The organism is Microbacterium sp. SCPM-O-B-15248 (M128) (genome assembly GCF_058214835.1).
In genome coordinates, this window is sequence record NZ_JBYQLI010000006.1 from 96,551 (window position 1) to 112,499 (window position 15,949).

Sequence of the window (15,949 nt, forward strand, 5' to 3'; positions counted from 1 at the left end):
GCGCTCAGCCGGCGCTGTCCGCCTTCTTCCCGCCCGCCTCGAGAACGTCGCCCGCGGGGAGCTCCTGGTGACCGCCGAATTGCAGCCGCATCGCCGAGAGCACCTGGTTGGCGAAGTGGTCCTCCCCGCGCGAAGCGAACCGCTCGAACAGCGACGACGCGAGCACCGGCACCGGCACACCGGTGTCGACGGCGGCCTTCACGGTCCACCGTCCCTCACCGGAGTCGGACACGCGGCCGGCGAGCCCGTCGAGCGTGGGGTTCTGGGCGAGCGCGGCGGCGGTCAGATCGAGCAGCCACGACGAGATCACCGATCCCCGCCGCCACAGCTCGGCGACCTTGGCGGTGTCGATGTCGAACTGATAGAACTCCGGCTCTTCCAGCGGCGCCACCTCGGCGGAGTGCTCGCCCTGGCGCAGGCCCGCGTCCGCGTTGTTCAGCACGTTGAGACCCTCGGCGAGCGCCGCCATGATGCCGTACTCGATGCCGTTGTGGACCATCTTCACGAAGTGCCCGGCACCGGAGGGTCCGCAGTGCAGGTACCCGCGTTCCTCGGCGGTGTAGTCGCCGGTGCGACCGGGCGTGCGCTCCACCTCGCCGGGCCCCGGTGCGATCGTGCGGAGCACCGGTTCGAGGTGCGCGACGGCCTCGTCGTGGCCGCCGACCATGAGGCAGTAGCCGCGTTCCAAGCCGAACACCCCGCCGCTCGTGCCGATGTCGACGTAGTGGATGCCGGTGTCGTTGAGCTTCGCGGCCCGGCGCACGTCGTCGCGGTAGTTGGAGTTGCCGCCGTCGATGATGATGTCGCCTGCCTCGAGGACCTCGGCGACCTCGTCGACGACGCGTCCCGTGAGGCCGGCCGGGATCATCAGCCACACCGCGCGGGGCTTCTCGAGCTTCGCGGCCAGGTCGGCGATGCTCGACGCCCCGATCGCGCCCTCGGCGGCCAGGCCCGCCACGGCATCCTGGTTCACGTCGTAGACGACGCACTCGTGGCCGTCCTTCATGAGTCTGCGGACGATGTTGGCGCCCATCCGTCCGAGTCCGACCATGGCGAGTTGCATCCGTACCCCGTTCGTCGTGGATGGTCGCCGCGATCGGCGGCCCACTCGCGAGTCTAGGAGCGTGGGCGACCCGGCGGCCGCGTCAGCCCTGGAAGTCGTCGGGGTCGACGTCGTCGAGGAACTTCCGGAACTCCTCGACCCGGTCGTCGTCGCCGCGGGTGTCGAACTCCATCGCGCCCTCCGGCACGCCCGCCTCGGCCAGCACGGCCTCGGCGACGAGGATGGGCGCGTCCGTCCGCGCGGCCAGTGCGATGGCATCCGAGGGCCGGGCGTCGATGACGAACGGGCCCCGCGGCGTCGCGAGGTGGATCTCGGCGAAGAACGTGCCTTCGACCAGCCGCGTCACGACGACGCGTTCGACGGATGCCGACAGCTCACGGATCATGACGGCCATGAGGTCGTGCGCGAGCGGGCGAGGGGTGGCCGCGCGCTCGATCGCGACGAGGATCGACATCGCCTCCTGCGGACCGATCCACACCGGCAGGACGATCCCTCCCTCAGCGCCGCCTCCCGGCAGCGGCGCGAGCAGGACGACATGCTGCTGGGCGGAATCCAGGGCCACCCCGAGCACGCGAACCGGGACCATGCCGCCATCGTACGGGGGCCGTGCGGGCGTCCGGTCAGCGCAGCACCCCGAGGGCGCGGGCCGCGGACACCGCCGCGGTCCGCGAGGCGACCCCGAGCTTGGAGAACACGTGGGCCAAATGCGACTTCACCGTGGCGTCGGTGATGTGCAGCCGCGCCGCGACCTCGGCGTTGGAAGAGCCACGAGCGACCAGACGGAGCACCTCGATCTCGCGCGCGGACAGGCTCACCCGCGGCTCGCGGAGCCGTGCCAGCAGGCGCCCCGCGATCGCCGGGGCCAGTGCGCTCTGCCCGGCGGCGGCCGCACGCACCCCGGCCAGCAGCTCGTGAGGCGGCGCGTCCTTGAGCAGGTAGCCGCTGGCCCCGGCCTCGACGGCACCGAGGATGTCTCCGTCGGTGTCGTAGTTGGTCAGCACGAGCACGTACGGGGGCGCGGCGAGCGCCCGGACCCGGCGCGTCGCCTCGGCCCCGGCGGCCCGATCGCCGAACTGCAGGTCCATGAGCACCAGCTCGGGCGAGAGGTCGGCGGCGAGTGCGACCGCCTCGTCCGGGGTCGCGGCTGCGCCGACCACCTCGATGTCGGGTTCGGCTTCCAGGAGCGCCCGCACCCCGGCGCGTACGACCGGATGGTCGTCGGCGATCACGACCCGGATCACGCGGCGGCTCCGTGGAGAGTGACCGCGACGACGGTCCCCCCGCCCGGCGCGCTCTCGACGACGAGATCGCCATCGAGCTGGTCGACGCGTTCGCGCATCGCGCGCAAGCCGAACGAATCGGTCCCGGATGCCGTGCGCTCGGCGCGGCTCGGATCGAATCCGCGGCCGTCGTCGGCGATCGAGAGCCGCACGTCCGGGCCGTCCTGCTCGAGGGCGACCCGCACGCGGGAGGCATCGGCGTGCTGGGCCACGTTCGCGAGCGCGCCCTGCGCGATGCGCAGCAGCGCCGCCTGGGAGTCCATCGGAAGGGCCGCCTCGGCCGACGTCACCGTCTCGACGTCGATCCCTTCCCGCTGTGCCCAGCCCTCGGCCAGCCGCCGCAACGCCGAGCCGAGACCGCGCTCCAGGTTCGGCGGCGCGAGCTCGCGGATGAACCGTCGCGTCTCGGCCAGACCGTCGGCGGCGGTCTGCCGCGCCAGTCGGATGTGCGCGATCCCCGGCCCCGTGGCATCCGCCCGCTCTGCCGCGTGCAGCAGCATCTGAATGCTGGACAGCCCCTGCGCGACGGTGTCGTGGATCTCTCGCGCGAGGCGCGCCCGTTCGGCGAGGACCCCCTGCTCGCGTTCGGTCGCCGCCAGACGGTCGCGGGTCGCGAGCAGTTCCGCGACGAGCGCTTCGCTCTCGGCGCTGCGCCTCTGCAGCGCGCCGTACCCGAGCCCGATGAGCAGCGCGACCCCCGCCCCCACGACGGGTCCGACGACCCCGCCGACGGTGAGGCCGCCGTGCACCGCGAATCCGGCGATCGTGAGGGTGGTCGCGCCCACGACCGCGGCCGGTCCCACCCATCCGGGCAGCAGGTGCAGGTAGAGGAAGAACAACGGGAAGACGAGGTAGGCCGCCTCGGGCACGAGCCACATCAGCGGTGCCCACACGAAGGTGAGGGCGCACACCCACGCGATGCCTCCGGTTCTGCTGCGCCGACGGGCGATCCCGAGGCCGGCGACGTACACCAGGGCTAAGAGCGCCGCCAGCACGGGCGGCCACGGGGACGCGCCGGTCCAGACGACGCGCACGACGACGAGCGCGAGGAGCCCGGCGAACAGCGCGTGGAGTCCCACGCGCAGCCCCGTGAAGACGGGAGCGAGGGTGCGGTGCGGCATGTCGTCCTCCAGGGTACGGATGCCGGGCGCCCGGCGGATCATCCGAAAGGTGGAGAGGATGTTCGCCCACGTCGGCGATGACCCGCGCGGCCTCCCCGACGAGGGTGGAGGCATCCGGTGAGATCCGCCGGGCGGAAGGAGGCGACGTGTACGTCGCATGGCGCGATCTGCGGTTCGCCCGCGGGCGGTTCGCCCTCATCGGGGCGGTCGTGGCCCTCATCACCCTGCTCGTGGGGTTCCTCTCGGGCCTGACCGGCGGACTGGCGGCGCAGAACGTCTCCGCGGTGCTCGAGCTCCCCGGCGACCGCCTGGTCCTGCAGCCCGTCGACGGCGCCGCGGCGACGTTCACGGACTCCACGATCTCGGATGCCACCGTCGCCGCGTGGCGCGCGGCCCCCGGCGTCGATGCCGTCGACCCGATCGGCATCGCGCAGGGCCGCGCCGAAGGACCCGGCGGCAGCGGCGGAGTGGCGCTCTTCGGGCTCGGTGCGGACTCCGACTCCACCGCCCTGACCGCCCTCGCCCCCGCACGCGACGGCGACGTCGGCCTGTCGGCGGGTGCCGCGAGTGCGCTCGGAGCCGCAGTGGGCGATGACATCACCGTCGCCGGGACGACGTACCGCGTGGCATCCGTCGGGGGCGATGCCTGGTACAGCCACACGCCGGTCGTCGCGCTGACCACGTCGGCGTGGGCCGCGCTGGACACGCGGCTGGGCGGCTCGGGCGCGGCCACGGTCCTCGGCGTGAGCGGATCGCCCGCGTGGGACGACGTCGCGGCGCAGACCGGCACCACCGCGACCGGGACGCTCGCCAGCCTCACCGCGTTGCCGACCTTCCGGTCCGAGATCGGCTCACTGGCGCTCATGATCGCGATGCTCTTCGGGGTCTCGGCCCTCGTCGTCGGCGCGTTCTTCACGGTCTGGACCATGCAGCGAGCGGGCGACATCGCCGTCCTCAAGGCGCTCGGGGCGAGCACACCCGCACTCGTGCGCGATGCACTCGGTCAGGCGTTGGTCGTCCTGATGGTCGGCGTCGGCGTCGGTATCGGCCTCACCGCGCTCCTGGGCGCCGCGGCCGGCGGAGCGCTGCCGTTCGTCCTGAATCCCCTCACGACCCTCGCCCCGGGCCTGGCGATGATCCTGCTCGGCACTCTCGGCGCGGCCGTGTCGCTGCGCACCGTCACGAACTCCGACCCCCTCACCGCACTCGGGAGCACACGATGATCCTTCTCGACGACGTCACCCTCACCTACCCCGACGGCGATTCGCGCGTCACCGCGGTCGACCGCGTGACCCTCGAAGGCCGCCCGGGCATCGTGACCGGCATCACCGGCCCGTCGGGGTCGGGCAAGTCGAGCATCCTCGCGATCGCCGCCACCCTCGTACGGCCCGACTCCGGTCGGGTGCTCGTCGACGGGACGGATGCCACGACCCTCAGCCGCGCCGAGGCCACCACGCTGCGCCGCGAGAAGATCGGCATCGTCTTCCAGCAGCCGCAATTGCTCCCGGCGCTGACCGCGCGCGAGCAGGTGCGTGTCATGGCCGAGCTCGGCGGACGCGGGACCCGGGCACGCCGCGCCGCGGTGCGGGCCCGCGTGGACGATCTCCTGGATGCCGTGGGGTTGATCGATCAGGCCGATCGTCGGCCCGCGCAGCTCTCGGGCGGCCAACGTCAGCGCATCGCGATCGCCCGTGCCCTCGTGCACGAGCCGCGCGTGCTGCTGGTCGACGAACCGACGAGCGCCCTCGACCGTCAGCGCGGGGCCGCGATCATGGAGCTGCTCGCCCGACTGACCCGGGAGCGCGGGACGGCGACGCTGCTCGTGACGCACGACCTCGTCCACGAGAGCGCGCTCGATGAGACCGTCGAAGTGGTCGACGGGACGGCGCGCCCCGCGGGTCTCACCAGCCGAACGTGTTGAACCACTCGCGGCGCTGATCGGCCTCGGCGCGCGTGGGGTCTCCGCGCCAGCTGTCGTGCGGGGTCAACACTCCGCTCTCGAGCGAGACGAAAGCCCAGCACACGGGGCAGAGACCTCGACCGTCGGGGAAGCCGTCGTCGAGCGTCGCGGCGGGCGGTGCCGGTGTGCCCGCGCCGGAGCATTCCGGCGGATCGGCCTGCAGGTCGTTCCAGAGCAGAGACCCGCCACGGCGGTGGTGCAGACCGCGGTGGCCCTTCTCACGCGTGCAGATCTCTCCCTTTCGGCGACTCAGGCACAGCCTGCGCGCCGCGCCGGGCAGGGCGGCCAGCGTTCGCGTCATCCTTCGATTCTCGTCGCTGCGCGCGAACGGGGGGCAGATGCGCGATACGGACGGGGCGGTGGGGTCCGGTGGGGAAGGGATCGGCGGTCATCGGCGACCACCTCCGGCGAGTCGGGAAAACATGTCGACCTCCTGGTGCTTCGACACTGCGTCAGTGCGCGAACCTCACCGAGGGGGTTGACTCTTCCCGGAAGGGTGCTACATCGCGGAGCGCGTCTCCCGACCGGCGTGACGCAGGACGGTATCGACGGCGGCGTGGAAGGTGAGGTGCTGGGCGACCTCGACCGCGCGGTCGTACCGCGTGCCCCCGAGGGCCACGAACACGGCCCCGACGACCTCGATGTACCCGACGATCCGTCCGTCGCGGGCGACCTCGTAGAGATCGAGATCGATGCGGGTCCAGGGGATCTCGGTGACGGGAAGCGCGGCGGGCGCGGCATCTTCGGCGGTACGTGCGGCGACGTTCGAGATCGGCTCCGGGCGACCGACGGGAATGTCCATGACCATGAGGGCTCCTTCTTCGTCCGGGGCCCTCTCAGCGTGCGCCGAAATCCCGCCCGCCGCCCCAGGGTTGACGGATCAGCGAGGGGAGGATACGCACGTCAGCGGGTCGCTCGGACGGGACGCCCCCGGCGGGGACGCTCGTCCGACAGGTCGAAGGGCACGGCGTCCGCGGCCATCCGCTCGACCTCGTCGAGGAAACGCAGATCCGCCTCGAGTCGCACCCGGCGAGCGGCGGCCACGACCGCGCGGGCGACGGCATCCATGCTCTCGTCGCCGGGTTCGGGCTCGGCGAGGGCGCCGCGGACGGCCGCCCGCTGCGCGGCGATCATCGGGCCCACTTCTGCTCCGGGGAGGGTGAGGGCCAGCGCGATGCGCAGGGCGACGTCGTCCCGCCGCTCGGTCGAGGATGCCGAACCCAGCCACGCCCGAGCCTGGAGGCGACCCGCCGCCGTCACCCGCCACAGCACGCGGCCGTCGTCGTCCGCGCCGCGCCGCTCGACGAGACCGTCCCGCTCGAGCCGCTCGAGGGTCGTGTAGACCTGACCCACGTTCACCGAAGCACCGGTGCGCCGCAGGTACTCGGAGCGCAATTGCGAGCCGTAGCAGTCGCCGCGATCGAGGATCGCTAGCAGGCTTTGACGCACGGACATAGGGCCCTCCGACCCGCCAGGAAATGGTGTTCCGAGTATATGGTTCGATGCCGAGTGATCGACCCGGCACGCTCCACCGCGCGGGAGTAGCCTGTGGTCCGACCACACAGTAGGTCGTTGATCGGAGGCATCCTGTGGAGTGGCTCGACCCCCTCATGCTCGCTCGGTGGCAGTTCGGACTGACCACCCTGTACCACTTCCTGTTCGTGCCCCTGACGCTCGGAATGTCGCTCGTCGTGGCGATCTTCCAGACCGTCTGGTATCGCACCGGCGATGTGAAGTGGCTGCACCTGACCCGCTTCTTCGGCAAGATCTTCCTCATCAACTTCGCCATGGGCGTCGTGACGGGAATCGTGCAGGAATTCCAGTTCGGCATGAACTGGTCGGCGTATTCCCGCTTCGTCGGCGACGTCTTCGGCGCTCCCCTGGCCTTCGAGGGGCTTCTGGCCTTCTTCCTCGAGGCCACGTTCATCGGCCTGTGGATCTTCGGCTGGGACAAGCTCCCCCGCCTCGCCCACCTCGGCACCATCTGGATGGCCACGCTCGGGGCGACGTTCTCGGCGTACTTCATCATCGCCGCCAACGCCTTCATGCAGAACCCGGTCGGCTATCAGATGGCCGCCGACGGCGGCCGCGCCGAGCTCGTCGACTTCTGGGCGATGCTCACCAACCCCGTCGCCCTCGCGGCGTTCCCGCACACGATCTTCTCGGGCTGGATGTTCGCCGCGATGGTCGTCGTCTCCATCTCCGCCTGGCACCTGGCCCGCGGACGGAACGTCGAGATGATGCGCGCACCGCTGCGTTTCGGGCTGTGGTCCACCGTCGTGTCGTTCGTGCTCGTCGCGATCGCCGGCGACCAGTTGAGCCTGGTGATGGTGGCCACCCAGCCCATGAAGATGGCCGCGGCCGAAGCGACGTTCAACACCGTCTGCGGGGCGAACGCCTCGTTCTCCATCTTCACGTTGGGAACCCCGGACGGCACGAGCGAGCTGTTCTCCATCCGGGTGCCGTTCCTGCTCAGCATCCTGTCCACGCACTCCTTGGACGGCTGCGTCGAAGGCATCAACGACCTGAACACGATGTACAGCCAGCAGATGTTCCCGCAGTTCGCCGATCAGGTCGACGGCAACTTCGCCCCCGTCCTGTGGGTGACCTACTGGGCCTTCCGGTGGATGATCGCCCTCGGCGGTCTCGCCACCCTGATCAGCGTGGTGGGCCTGTGGGTCACGCGGAAGAAGGCGACCCGCCCCGTGGCGCCGTGGATGTGGCGCGTGGCGATCTGGGCGGCACCCCTGCCGCTGCTGGGCAGCCTCGTCGGCTGGGTCTTCACCGAGATGGGCCGCCAGCCCTGGATCGTCTTCGGCCTCATGCTCACCGAGGACGGCGTCTCGCCCAGTGTTCCGGGCTGGAGCGTCCTGATCTCGCTCGTCGCCTTCACCGCGATCTACGCCGCGCTGGCCGTGGTCGAGTTCGGACTCATCAAGAAGTACGCGCAGAAGGGTCCGGACCCGCTACCCGACCCGAACGCCCCGCGCGAGCCCGATTCCCTCGAGAACACCCCGACGACCGTCTACTAGGAGCACAGTCATGGACCTCGCATACCTCTGGTTCTGGATCGTCGGATTCCTCTTCATCGGCTACTTCGTCCTCGACGGATTCGACTTCGGCGTCGGAATGTCGTTGCCGTTCCTCGGCAAGGACGACATCGCCCGCCGGCAGATCATCAACACCATCGGCCCCGTGTGGGACCTCAACGAGACCTGGGTGATCGTCGCCGGTGCGGCGCTGTTCGCCTCGTTCCCGGAGTGGTACGCCACCCTCTTCAGCGGCTTCTACCTGCCGCTCCTGCTGATCCTCCTCGCGCTCATCGCCCGCGGTGTGTCGTTCGAGTACCGGCACCAGCGGGACTCGCTGAAGTGGAAGCGCGGATTCGACCGGATGATCGTGATCGGATCGGCCGTCCCGGCCCTGCTGTGGGGTGTGGCGTTCGCGAACATCGTGCAGGGTGTGCCCCTGGATGCCAACCACGAGTACGTCGGAACCCTGTTCACGCTGCTGAACCCCTACGGCCTCCTCGGTGGCGTCGTGACCCTGCTGCTGTTCTTCACGCACGGCGTCTACTTCGTCGCGCTGAAGACCGACGGACAGGTGCGCACCGATGCCCGGGCGCTCGCGAAGACCTCGGGACTGCTCACGATCGTCGCCGCCGCGGTGTTCCTGGTCTGGACGATCATCCAGGCCGCCAACAATCAGGCTCCGCTGCTCCTCGGCGTCGTCGCCCTCTCGGGCATCGCGGCGCTCGCGCTCATCGGGTCCTGGGTGGCCAACCTCCGCGATCGTGAGGGAACGGCCTTCACCCTCGGCGCGATCACGATCGTGACCGCCGTGGCGGCTCTCTTCTTCGCCCTGTTCCCGAACGTCATGCCCTCGACCCTCGAAGCCGGCTCGGGTCTGACGATCGAGAACGCCTCCAGCACCGACTACACGCTGACGATCATGAGTTGGGCGGCGCTCATCTTCCTGCCGATCGTCCTGGCTTATCAAAGTTGGACCTACTGGGTGTTCCGCAAGCGCGTCACCCGCGCCCGCATCGAAAAGGCCGCGCTGGTGGCGCATTGACCGACACGACCCGGGTGCGCCCCGTCGACCCCCGACTGGTGCGATACGCCTCTGCCTCCCGCGGCTTCTTCGCGGTGAGCGCGGCGATCGTTCTCGCCCAGTCGGGGGTCGTCGTCGGATTCGCCTGGACGCTGACCTCGGCCCTGGTCGGCGCGATCGACGGGCGTCCCCTCGGCGATCTGTCCGGCTTGCTCGCGGCCGCCGTGCTGCTCGTCATCGTGCGCGGCCTGCTGGTCGCGGCATCCGAGCGGGTCTCGGCCCGCGGCGCCGCAGCCGCATCGCTGCAGTTGCGCGAACGTCTCGTCGGGGCCGTGGCGGCCCTCGGTCCGGGCTGGCTCGCGGGACGCAACGCCGCCTCGCTGTCGGTGACGGCGGGCCACGGCCTCGAGGCGCTCGACGCGTATTTCGGCCGCTACCTCCCGCAGCTGGTGGCGACCGCGATCACGACGCCGATCCTCATCGGCGCGATCACGCTCGCCGATCCCCTCTCCGGGCTCATCGTCGTGCTGACGCTGCCGCTCATCCCGCTGTTCATGGTGCTCATCGGGCTCGCGACCCGGACGGTGCAGAAGAAGCAGTACGGCACGCTCGGGCGCCTCGCGGCCCGGTTCGCCGACACCGTCGAGGGACTCGGCACGCTCAAGGCGTTCGGTCGCGAGCACCGCGCCGCCGACACGATCGAGCAGACCACCCGCGACTACAAGCGCGAGACGATGACGGTGCTGCGCGTGTCGTTCCTCTCGGGCTTCGCCCTGGAGTTCCTGGCATCCATCTCGGTCGCGATCATCGCCGTCACGATCGGGTTCCGCCTGCTCGCGGGCGACCTCAGTCTGCTCGTGGGGCTCTTCGTGCTGCTGCTGGCCCCCGAGGCGTACTTGCCGCTGCGCCAAGTGGGCGTGCAGTTCCACGCGGCATCCGAGGGCGTCGCCGCGACCGAGGAGATCTTCGACGCGCTGGATGCCGCGCGCACCGCCGACGCGACCGAGGACTCGGACTCCCCCCGCGGCTCGACCGTCGAGCTGCGCGAGGTGCGGGTCGACCGCGGCGCACACGCGATGCCGAGGGTGTCACTGTCGGTCGGTCCGGGCGAGGTCGTGCTGCTGACCGGTCCGAGCGGCGCCGGCAAGTCGAGTCTCGTCGCGGCGCTCCTGGGCTACGCCGACCACGAGGGCGAGGTGCGCGTGGACGGTCGCCGGGTCGCCCACGCGCGCGACACCGTCGCGTGGGCGGGCCAGCGTCCCGGGCTGGTCTCCGGAACCGTGGCCGAGAACGTCGCGCTGGGCTCCGACGCCGACAGCGCGACCATCGCACGGGCCCTCGCCGATGCGGGGGCGTCCGACCTCGACCCCGCGACGACACTCGGCGCCGGTGGCTCGGGTCTCTCCGGTGGCCAGGCCCAGCGCGTCGCGGTCGCCCGAGCCCTCTACCGTTCGCGCCTCGCCGGCACGCCCGTGCTCGTCCTCGACGAGCCCTCGAGCGCCCTGGATGCCGAAACCGAGGCGCACGTGTGGCGCACGGTGCGCGCGGAGGCCGACGCGGGCGCCGGCGTCCTGCTGGTGTCGCACCGCGTCTCGGCCCGCGCGATCGCCGATCGCGTCGTGGACCTCGGAGTCCTCTCGTGAACGCCCGGGTCCGCGGCATGCTGCGCTCGGCGATGCCCTCGCGTCGTCGATTCGCCCCCGCCGTGCTCTCGGGATTCGGCACCGCCGGGAGCGCCGTGGCGCTTCTCGCGGCGAGCGCGTGGCTCATCGCGAAGGCCGCGGAGCAGCCGCTCGTGATGTACCTCTCCGCCGCGGTCGTGGGTGTGCGGGCCTTCGCGCTGTCGCGCGGGGTGTTCCGCTACCTGGAGCGACTCACGGGGCACGACGCCGCGCTCGACCGACTCGCCGGGGTGCGGGCCGACCTCGTGCGCGAGCTCGTCCCCCTCGCGCCCGACGGGCTGGCCCGTGCCCGGCGCGGAGGGCTGCTCTCGGGCCTCGTCGACGACGTCGAAGAGCTGCAGAACCTCCCTTTGCGCGTCGTGCTCCCCCTGTCGGTCGCGGCCGTCACCGCGCTGGCGGCGGTCGGGTTCACGGCGTTCGTGTCGTGGCCGGCCGCGCTCGCCCTCCTCGGGTGCCTGATCGTCGCGTTCGCGGTGTCGGTCGGGCTCGGCTGGGCGGCGGGATCCCGCGCGGAACGGTCGATCGCGCCGCTCCGGGCGGCGGTGGCCGACGCCGTGCACGATCTGCTGACGAACCTCGACGTGCTCACCGCCTACGGGGCCGTGGATGCCGCGCGCGAGCGCGTGCGCCTCGCCGACGCCGCGCTCCGCCGGGCGGTCGTGCGCCGCGGGACCGCGCAGGGATTGACCTCGGGCACGGTGTCGGTGCTCGCCGGGCTCGCCTCGCTCCTGGCGCTCGTCGTGGCCGCTCCGGCCGTGACGGGCGGGACGCTGTCGGGCCCGGGGCTCGCCGTCGTCGTCCTGCTGCCGATGGCCGTCTTCGAGGTGTTCGGCCCTGTCCCCCTGGCGCTGGCCTCGTGGCGGCAGGTGCGCGCCGCGGCCGAGCGCATCGCCGAGGCCGTCCCGGCGGAGATCCCCGACGGCCTCCCCCGCGACGAGCCGGCCCCGACCGGCATCGCCCCGGCCCTGGGCTCGGGCATCGAGCTCCGCGACGTGGACGCGCACTGGCCCGCGCGCTCGGACGCCGCACTCGAGGACACCGGCCGCATCACCGACGTGACGTTGCGGGTGGGTCCGGGTGAACGCGTGCTCGTGACCGGCCCGAGCGGCGCGGGGAAGACGACGCTCGCGCACGTCCTGGCACGCTTCCTCGACTACGGCGGCTCCTTCACCGTCGGCGGCATCGAGGCGCGCTCCCTGTCCGGAGACGACCTGCGCCGCACGATCGGCCTCGTCGAGCAGTCACCGTTCCTGTTCGACGAGTCGGTGCGCCAGAACCTGCTCTTCGCGCGCGACGACGCCACCGACGACGACGTGCGCGCCGTGCTCGCGCGTGTCGGCTTGGACGCCTGGGTCGCCGAGCGCGGCGGACTCGACGCCCGCGTCGGCGACCGGGGTGCCCTCGTCTCGGGCGGGCAGGCGCAGCGCCTCGCCCTGGCCCGCGCGCTGCTGCGCGACTTCCCCGTCCTCGTGCTCGACGAGCCCACCGCGGGCGTCGACCCGGCGGCATCCGACGTCCTGCTCCGCGATCTGCTCGGCGCCGTCGGCCGCGATCGCGCCGTGCTGCTGGTGTCGCACGTCGACGTCCCCACCGAGCTCGTCGACCGGGTGGTACGGCTCGAGGACGGGCGGGTGCTGGTCGGCTGACGAGCGATCAGGATGCCGCGACGAACCGTACGTGCGCGGGGGCGAGCCGCACTTCCACTCGGGTGCCGGGAGTGAGACCCGCGGCCGCGGTGACGTCGAGCTCCGCGACCCCCGCGTCGGTGACGACGCGCACGCCCCTCGGCGTCGGTTCGAGGTACGAGACGGTCGCCGTCCACGCACCGATGCCGGGGGCGTCTGCGGACGCGGACCCCACCCGCACGTCGGACGCGCGGTAGACCGCGGCGAGCGGGGCGCCGTCGACCGCCGCGACCGTCCGCGACCCGGCATCCGTCGCTTCGAGGCGCACTCCCCCGGCCGCGAACACGCCGCCGTCGGCGCGACCGACGAGCCGTTCGAGACCCGCGATGCGCGCCGCGACGTCGGTCGCCGGAGCGCTCAACACCTCGCGCACCGCGCCCTGCTGCGTGACGCGCCCACGCTCGACGATGACGAGACGGTCGGCGAGGGCCGCGGCATCCACGGCGTCGTGGGTGACCGCGACCGTCGTGACGCCCGCGAGCGCATCGCGCAGCATCGCGCGGATCTCCGACGCGGTCACGGCGTCGAGGGCGACGAGCGGCTCGTCGAGCAGCACGACCCGCGGCCCCGCGGCCAGGGCCCGCGCCACCGCGACGCGCTGCTGCTCGCCGCCCGAGAGCTCGGCGGGGCGCCGGCCGCCGGTTCCGGGGAGCCCCACGCGCGCGAGCCACGCGTCGGCATCGGCACGGGCGTCGGATGCCGCGACCCCCGCGGCGCGCGGACCGAACGCGACGTTCTCGCGAACGGGGAGGTGGGGGAACAGGCGCGCGTCCTGACCGAGGAGCACGATGCCGCGATGCATCGGGGCGGTACGCACGCGCGGCCGCGCGGTGCGGTCGAGCACGCGACCGTCGACCGAGATCTCGCCGTCGTCGAGGGGCTGGAGTCCCGCGAGCGCCGCGAGGAGCGTCGACTTGCCGGCACCGCTGCGTCCCATCACCGCGACGGTCTCGCCGGGCGCCACGTCGAGCGCGAGGTCGACCGCGAACTCGCGCCGGCGCACGACGACGCGCGCCGACAGCACGGCCGTCATGCGGGAGTCCCCGTCGGGCGCCAGCCCCGCACCAGGAGCAGCACCGCGATCGCGGTGACCAGCAGCAGCAGAGCCAGCGCCACGGCGGTGCCCTGCGATACCCCCGCCCCGTTGAAGGCGGTGTAGATCGCGAGGGGCATCGTCTGGGTGACCCCGGGGCGGTTCCCGGCGAATAGGGCGGTGGCCCCGAACTCCCCGATCGCACGGGCGAAGCACAGCACGACGCCCGCGACGATCCCGGGGGCGGCGAGCGGCAGCGTGACGCGGCGCAGGATCGTCGCCCGCGAGGCGCCGAGCGACGCGGCCGCGCGCTCGAACTCCACGCCGGTGCTGCGGAGCGCCCCCTCCACGGCCAGCACGAGGAACGGCAGCGCGACGAACACCTGCGCGAGCACCACGGCGGCGGTCGTGAACGGCAGGCCGAGGCCACCGAACCACCCGGTGCGCCCGAACAGGTAGAGCAGCGCCACTCCCCCGACCATCGGCGGCAGCACGAGCGGCACCGTGACGAGGGCCCGAAGGACCGCGGCGGCGCGGGGGGAGCTGCGGGCGATCACGAGGGCGAGAGGGATGCCGACGACCGCGCACACCGCCGTCGCCACGGCCCCGGTCCCCAGCGACAGCCCGAGGGCGGCGAGCGCGGCCGGTGACGTCACGTCGGCGACGAGGGAGGCCCACTGCACGCGCGCGACGAGCGCCGTGAGCGGGACGAGGAGGAACAGCAGCCCGGCCGCCGCCGGCACGATCAGCCAGCGCGGGACGTAGCCGGCACCCGTGCCGCTCACGGCGCGCGGAATCCGGCGTCGGCGAGGATCGCCTGCCCGCCCGCCGACAGCACGAAGTCGACGTAGGCCTCCGCCGCGATCGGGTTCGGGGCGTCCGCCAGTGCCGCGATCGGGTAACGGTTGACGACCGCGTCGGCCCCGGCCGGCACGACCGCCTCCACGTCCGCGCGGCCGACGACGTCGGTGGCGTAGACGAGTCCGGCATCCGCTTCGCCCGCCGCGACCTTCGTCAGCACGGCGGTGACGTTCTGTTCGACGCTCGCGGGAGTGACGCCCACTCCGGCATTCCCCAAGAGCGTGGCCGACGCCGCCCCGCACGGGACCTCGGGCGCGCACAGCACGGTCGTGACGCGGGCGAGGTCGGCGAGGGTCGCGACCCCGCCGGGGTTGCCCGTCGGCACCGCGATGACGAGGGTGTTCCCCGCGAACACGCGCGGATCGGGGGCCTGTGCCGCGACCTTGGCCATGTTCTTCTCGTCGGCGGAGGCGAAGACGTCCACGGGTGCCCCCTCGCCGATCTGCGTCGCGAGGGTGCTCGACCCGTCGTAGACCGTCTGCACGGTGACACCGGGGTGCTCGGCCTCGAACGCGCGGGCGATCTCATTGAAGGAGCGCTGCAGCGACGCGGCGGCCGAGACCTCGACGGTGCCCGAGAGCGCACCCGCGGAGGCCGCCGGGGCCGGGGTCTGCGCGGCGCACGCGGCGGCGAGGACGACGACGGCGCCGAAGAGGGCGAGCACGGCGGCGGGACGACGCATGAGGGGTCCTTTCCGCAGAGCCCGGGGCCCGCGGCATCCAGTATTCCGCATGTGCGGATACTCGGGCGCCTTCAGTGTCGCTCGCGCGTAGTTTCCACGGTCACGACGGTCGCCTTGACGGATGCCACGGCGAGGGCACCGGGAACGAGCGCGAGCTCCTCGGCGGCCTCGGCCGACATGAGCGAGACGACCCGGTGCGGCCCGCACTGCAGGTCGACCTGCGCCATGACCCCGTCGATGCGCACGCGCGTGACGATCCCGACGAAGCGGTTGCGAGCGCTCGAGGAGACGCCGGTGGGATCGTCGGGCTCGTCCGCGAGCGCGACGGCGCGGGCGGCGAGCGCCTCGCCGGGGATCTCGACGGGCGACGTCCCGGTCGTCGACAGCAGTCCCTGGTCGATCCACCGGCGCACGGTGTCGTCGCTGACCCCGAGCAGACCGGCGGCGGTCGCGATCCGGTACGTGGTCGTCATGCCCCGACGCTAGCGCCCACGGCGGCCCCCGACGGCCCCGGCTCGCCTAGGCTCGA

At 72.5% G+C, this 15,949-nt stretch carries 17 protein-coding genes; 6 read left to right on the forward strand and 11 right to left on the reverse strand.

The window, feature by feature from the left end:
- Positions 1 to 4: 4 nt before the first annotated feature.
- The 4 genes from gnd to AC3E6M_RS11635 form a co-directional block, all read right to left on the reverse strand.
- On the reverse strand, positions 5 to 1,063 hold the full coding sequence (gene gnd, locus AC3E6M_RS11620) for a phosphogluconate dehydrogenase (NAD(+)-dependent, decarboxylating) (protein WP_490529977.1): 1,059 nt from the start codon (positions 1,061 to 1,063) through the stop codon (positions 5 to 7).
- An 82-nt stretch (positions 1,064 to 1,145) separates the two neighbouring features.
- On the reverse strand, positions 1,146 to 1,649 hold the full coding sequence (locus tag AC3E6M_RS11625; protein WP_490529978.1) for a bifunctional nuclease family protein: 504 nt from the start codon (positions 1,647 to 1,649) through the stop codon (positions 1,146 to 1,148).
- A 34-nt stretch (positions 1,650 to 1,683) separates the two neighbouring features.
- Entirely contained in the window at positions 1,684 to 2,304 is a 621-nt protein-coding gene (locus AC3E6M_RS11630; protein ID WP_490529979.1) for a response regulator, read from the reverse strand.
- A complete protein-coding gene (locus AC3E6M_RS11635; protein WP_490529981.1) occupies positions 2,301 to 3,464 on the reverse strand; it encodes a sensor histidine kinase in 1,164 nt (387 codons plus the stop codon). Before AC3E6M_RS11635 ends, AC3E6M_RS11630 begins: the two co-directional genes overlap by 4 nt.
- A 146-nt stretch (positions 3,465 to 3,610) precedes the next feature.
- Here AC3E6M_RS11635 and AC3E6M_RS11640 point away from each other — a divergent pair, with 146 nt between their 5' ends.
- Positions 3,611 to 4,687, forward strand: a complete 1,077-nt coding sequence (locus AC3E6M_RS11640) for an FtsX-like permease family protein (RefSeq protein WP_490529982.1) — start codon at positions 3,611 to 3,613, stop codon at positions 4,685 to 4,687.
- The gene (locus AC3E6M_RS11645; protein WP_138173776.1) at positions 4,684 to 5,385 is read left to right on the forward strand and encodes an ABC transporter ATP-binding protein; all 702 of its coding nucleotides are present in this window, start codon (positions 4,684 to 4,686) and stop codon (positions 5,383 to 5,385) included. The genes AC3E6M_RS11640 and AC3E6M_RS11645 overlap by 4 nt, the downstream gene beginning before the upstream one ends.
- Here the strand turns inward: AC3E6M_RS11645 and AC3E6M_RS11650 are convergent.
- From AC3E6M_RS11650 to AC3E6M_RS11660, 3 genes are all read right to left on the reverse strand, one after another.
- The gene (locus tag AC3E6M_RS11650) at positions 5,366 to 5,725 is read right to left on the reverse strand and encodes a hypothetical protein (protein WP_490529984.1); all 360 of its coding nucleotides are present in this window, start codon (positions 5,723 to 5,725) and stop codon (positions 5,366 to 5,368) included. The two genes, AC3E6M_RS11645 and AC3E6M_RS11650, sit on opposite strands and share 20 nt — an antisense overlap.
- A 198-nt stretch (positions 5,726 to 5,923) precedes the next feature.
- Positions 5,924 to 6,232, reverse strand: a complete 309-nt coding sequence (locus AC3E6M_RS11655; protein WP_138173778.1) for a hypothetical protein — start codon at positions 6,230 to 6,232, stop codon at positions 5,924 to 5,926.
- A 95-nt stretch (positions 6,233 to 6,327) separates the two neighbouring features.
- Positions 6,328 to 6,879: a PadR family transcriptional regulator gene (locus AC3E6M_RS11660; RefSeq protein ID WP_490529985.1), complete on the reverse strand. Its 552-nt coding sequence runs from the start codon at positions 6,877 to 6,879 to the stop codon at positions 6,328 to 6,330.
- A gap of 134 nt (positions 6,880 to 7,013) precedes the next feature.
- On the opposite strand from AC3E6M_RS11660, the gene AC3E6M_RS11665 reads away from it, so the two are divergent.
- From AC3E6M_RS11665 to cydC, 4 genes are read left to right on the forward strand one after another with little or no spacing between them, the layout of a single operon-like run.
- A complete protein-coding gene (locus tag AC3E6M_RS11665) occupies positions 7,014 to 8,456 on the forward strand; it encodes a cytochrome ubiquinol oxidase subunit I (RefSeq protein ID WP_138173782.1) in 1,443 nt (480 codons plus the stop codon).
- A gap of 10 nt (positions 8,457 to 8,466) precedes the next feature.
- The gene (gene cydB / locus AC3E6M_RS11670) at positions 8,467 to 9,498 is read left to right on the forward strand and encodes a cytochrome d ubiquinol oxidase subunit II (RefSeq protein WP_138173784.1); all 1,032 of its coding nucleotides are present in this window, start codon (positions 8,467 to 8,469) and stop codon (positions 9,496 to 9,498) included.
- The gene (cydD, locus tag AC3E6M_RS11675) at positions 9,495 to 11,120 is read left to right on the forward strand and encodes a thiol reductant ABC exporter subunit CydD (protein ID WP_490529986.1); all 1,626 of its coding nucleotides are present in this window, start codon (positions 9,495 to 9,497) and stop codon (positions 11,118 to 11,120) included. Before cydB ends, cydD begins: the two co-directional genes overlap by 4 nt.
- 17 nt (positions 11,121 to 11,137) lie before the next feature.
- Positions 11,138 to 12,805 (forward strand): thiol reductant ABC exporter subunit CydC, encoded by a 1,668-nt coding sequence (cydC, locus tag AC3E6M_RS11680; RefSeq protein WP_490530076.1) that lies wholly within the window; start codon positions 11,138 to 11,140, stop codon positions 12,803 to 12,805.
- A gap of 7 nt (positions 12,806 to 12,812) precedes the next feature.
- Here cydC and AC3E6M_RS11685 read toward each other — a convergent pair whose 3' ends face one another.
- The 4 genes from AC3E6M_RS11685 to AC3E6M_RS11700 form a co-directional block, all read right to left on the reverse strand.
- Positions 12,813 to 13,877 carry an ATP-binding cassette domain-containing protein gene (locus AC3E6M_RS11685; RefSeq protein ID WP_490529987.1) on the reverse strand — a complete coding sequence of 355 codons (1,065 nt, stop codon included), beginning with the start codon at positions 13,875 to 13,877 and terminating at the stop codon, positions 12,813 to 12,815.
- On the reverse strand, positions 13,874 to 14,662 hold the full coding sequence (gene modB / locus AC3E6M_RS11690; protein ID WP_138173790.1) for a molybdate ABC transporter permease subunit: 789 nt from the start codon (positions 14,660 to 14,662) through the stop codon (positions 13,874 to 13,876). The genes AC3E6M_RS11685 and modB overlap by 4 nt, the downstream gene beginning before the upstream one ends.
- Complete coding sequence (modA, locus tag AC3E6M_RS11695) at positions 14,659 to 15,420, reverse strand: molybdate ABC transporter substrate-binding protein (RefSeq protein WP_138173792.1); 762 nt, start codon at positions 15,418 to 15,420, stop codon at positions 14,659 to 14,661. The genes modB and modA overlap by 4 nt, the downstream gene beginning before the upstream one ends.
- 71 nt (positions 15,421 to 15,491) lie before the next feature.
- Positions 15,492 to 15,893, reverse strand: coding sequence for a TOBE domain-containing protein (locus tag AC3E6M_RS11700; RefSeq protein WP_490529988.1), 402 nt, complete (start codon positions 15,891 to 15,893; stop codon positions 15,492 to 15,494).
- Positions 15,894 to 15,949 lie beyond the last annotated feature (56 nt).

Bases quoted from the DNA above. Each gene is read 5' to 3' on its own strand.
- gnd (WP_490529977.1), bottom strand. From the start codon at position 1,063: ATGCAACTCGCCATGGTCGGACTCGGACGGATGGGCGCCAACATCGTC.
- AC3E6M_RS11625 (WP_490529978.1), bottom strand. From the start codon at position 1,649: ATGGTCCCGGTTCGCGTGCTCGGGGTGGCCCTGGATTCCGCCCAGCAG.
- AC3E6M_RS11635 (WP_490529981.1), bottom strand. From the start codon at position 3,464: ATGCCGCACCGCACCCTCGCTCCCGTCTTCACGGGGCTGCGCGTGGGA.
- AC3E6M_RS11645 (WP_138173776.1), top strand. From the start codon at position 4,684: ATGATCCTTCTCGACGACGTCACCCTCACCTACCCCGACGGCGATTCG.
- AC3E6M_RS11650 (WP_490529984.1), bottom strand. From the start codon at position 5,725: ATGACGCGAACGCTGGCCGCCCTGCCCGGCGCGGCGCGCAGGCTGTGC.
- AC3E6M_RS11655 (WP_138173778.1), bottom strand. From the start codon at position 6,232: ATGGTCATGGACATTCCCGTCGGTCGCCCGGAGCCGATCTCGAACGTC.
- AC3E6M_RS11660 (WP_490529985.1), bottom strand. From the start codon at position 6,879: ATGTCCGTGCGTCAAAGCCTGCTAGCGATCCTCGATCGCGGCGACTGC.
- cydB (WP_138173784.1), top strand. From the start codon at position 8,467: ATGGACCTCGCATACCTCTGGTTCTGGATCGTCGGATTCCTCTTCATC.
- cydC (WP_490530076.1), top strand. From the start codon at position 11,138: ATGCTGCGCTCGGCGATGCCCTCGCGTCGTCGATTCGCCCCCGCCGTG.
- AC3E6M_RS11685 (WP_490529987.1), bottom strand. From the start codon at position 13,877: ATGACGGCCGTGCTGTCGGCGCGCGTCGTCGTGCGCCGGCGCGAGTTC.
- modA (WP_138173792.1), bottom strand. From the start codon at position 15,420: ATGCGTCGTCCCGCCGCCGTGCTCGCCCTCTTCGGCGCCGTCGTCGTC.
- AC3E6M_RS11700 (WP_490529988.1), bottom strand. From the start codon at position 15,893: ATGACGACCACGTACCGGATCGCGACCGCCGCCGGTCTGCTCGGGGTC.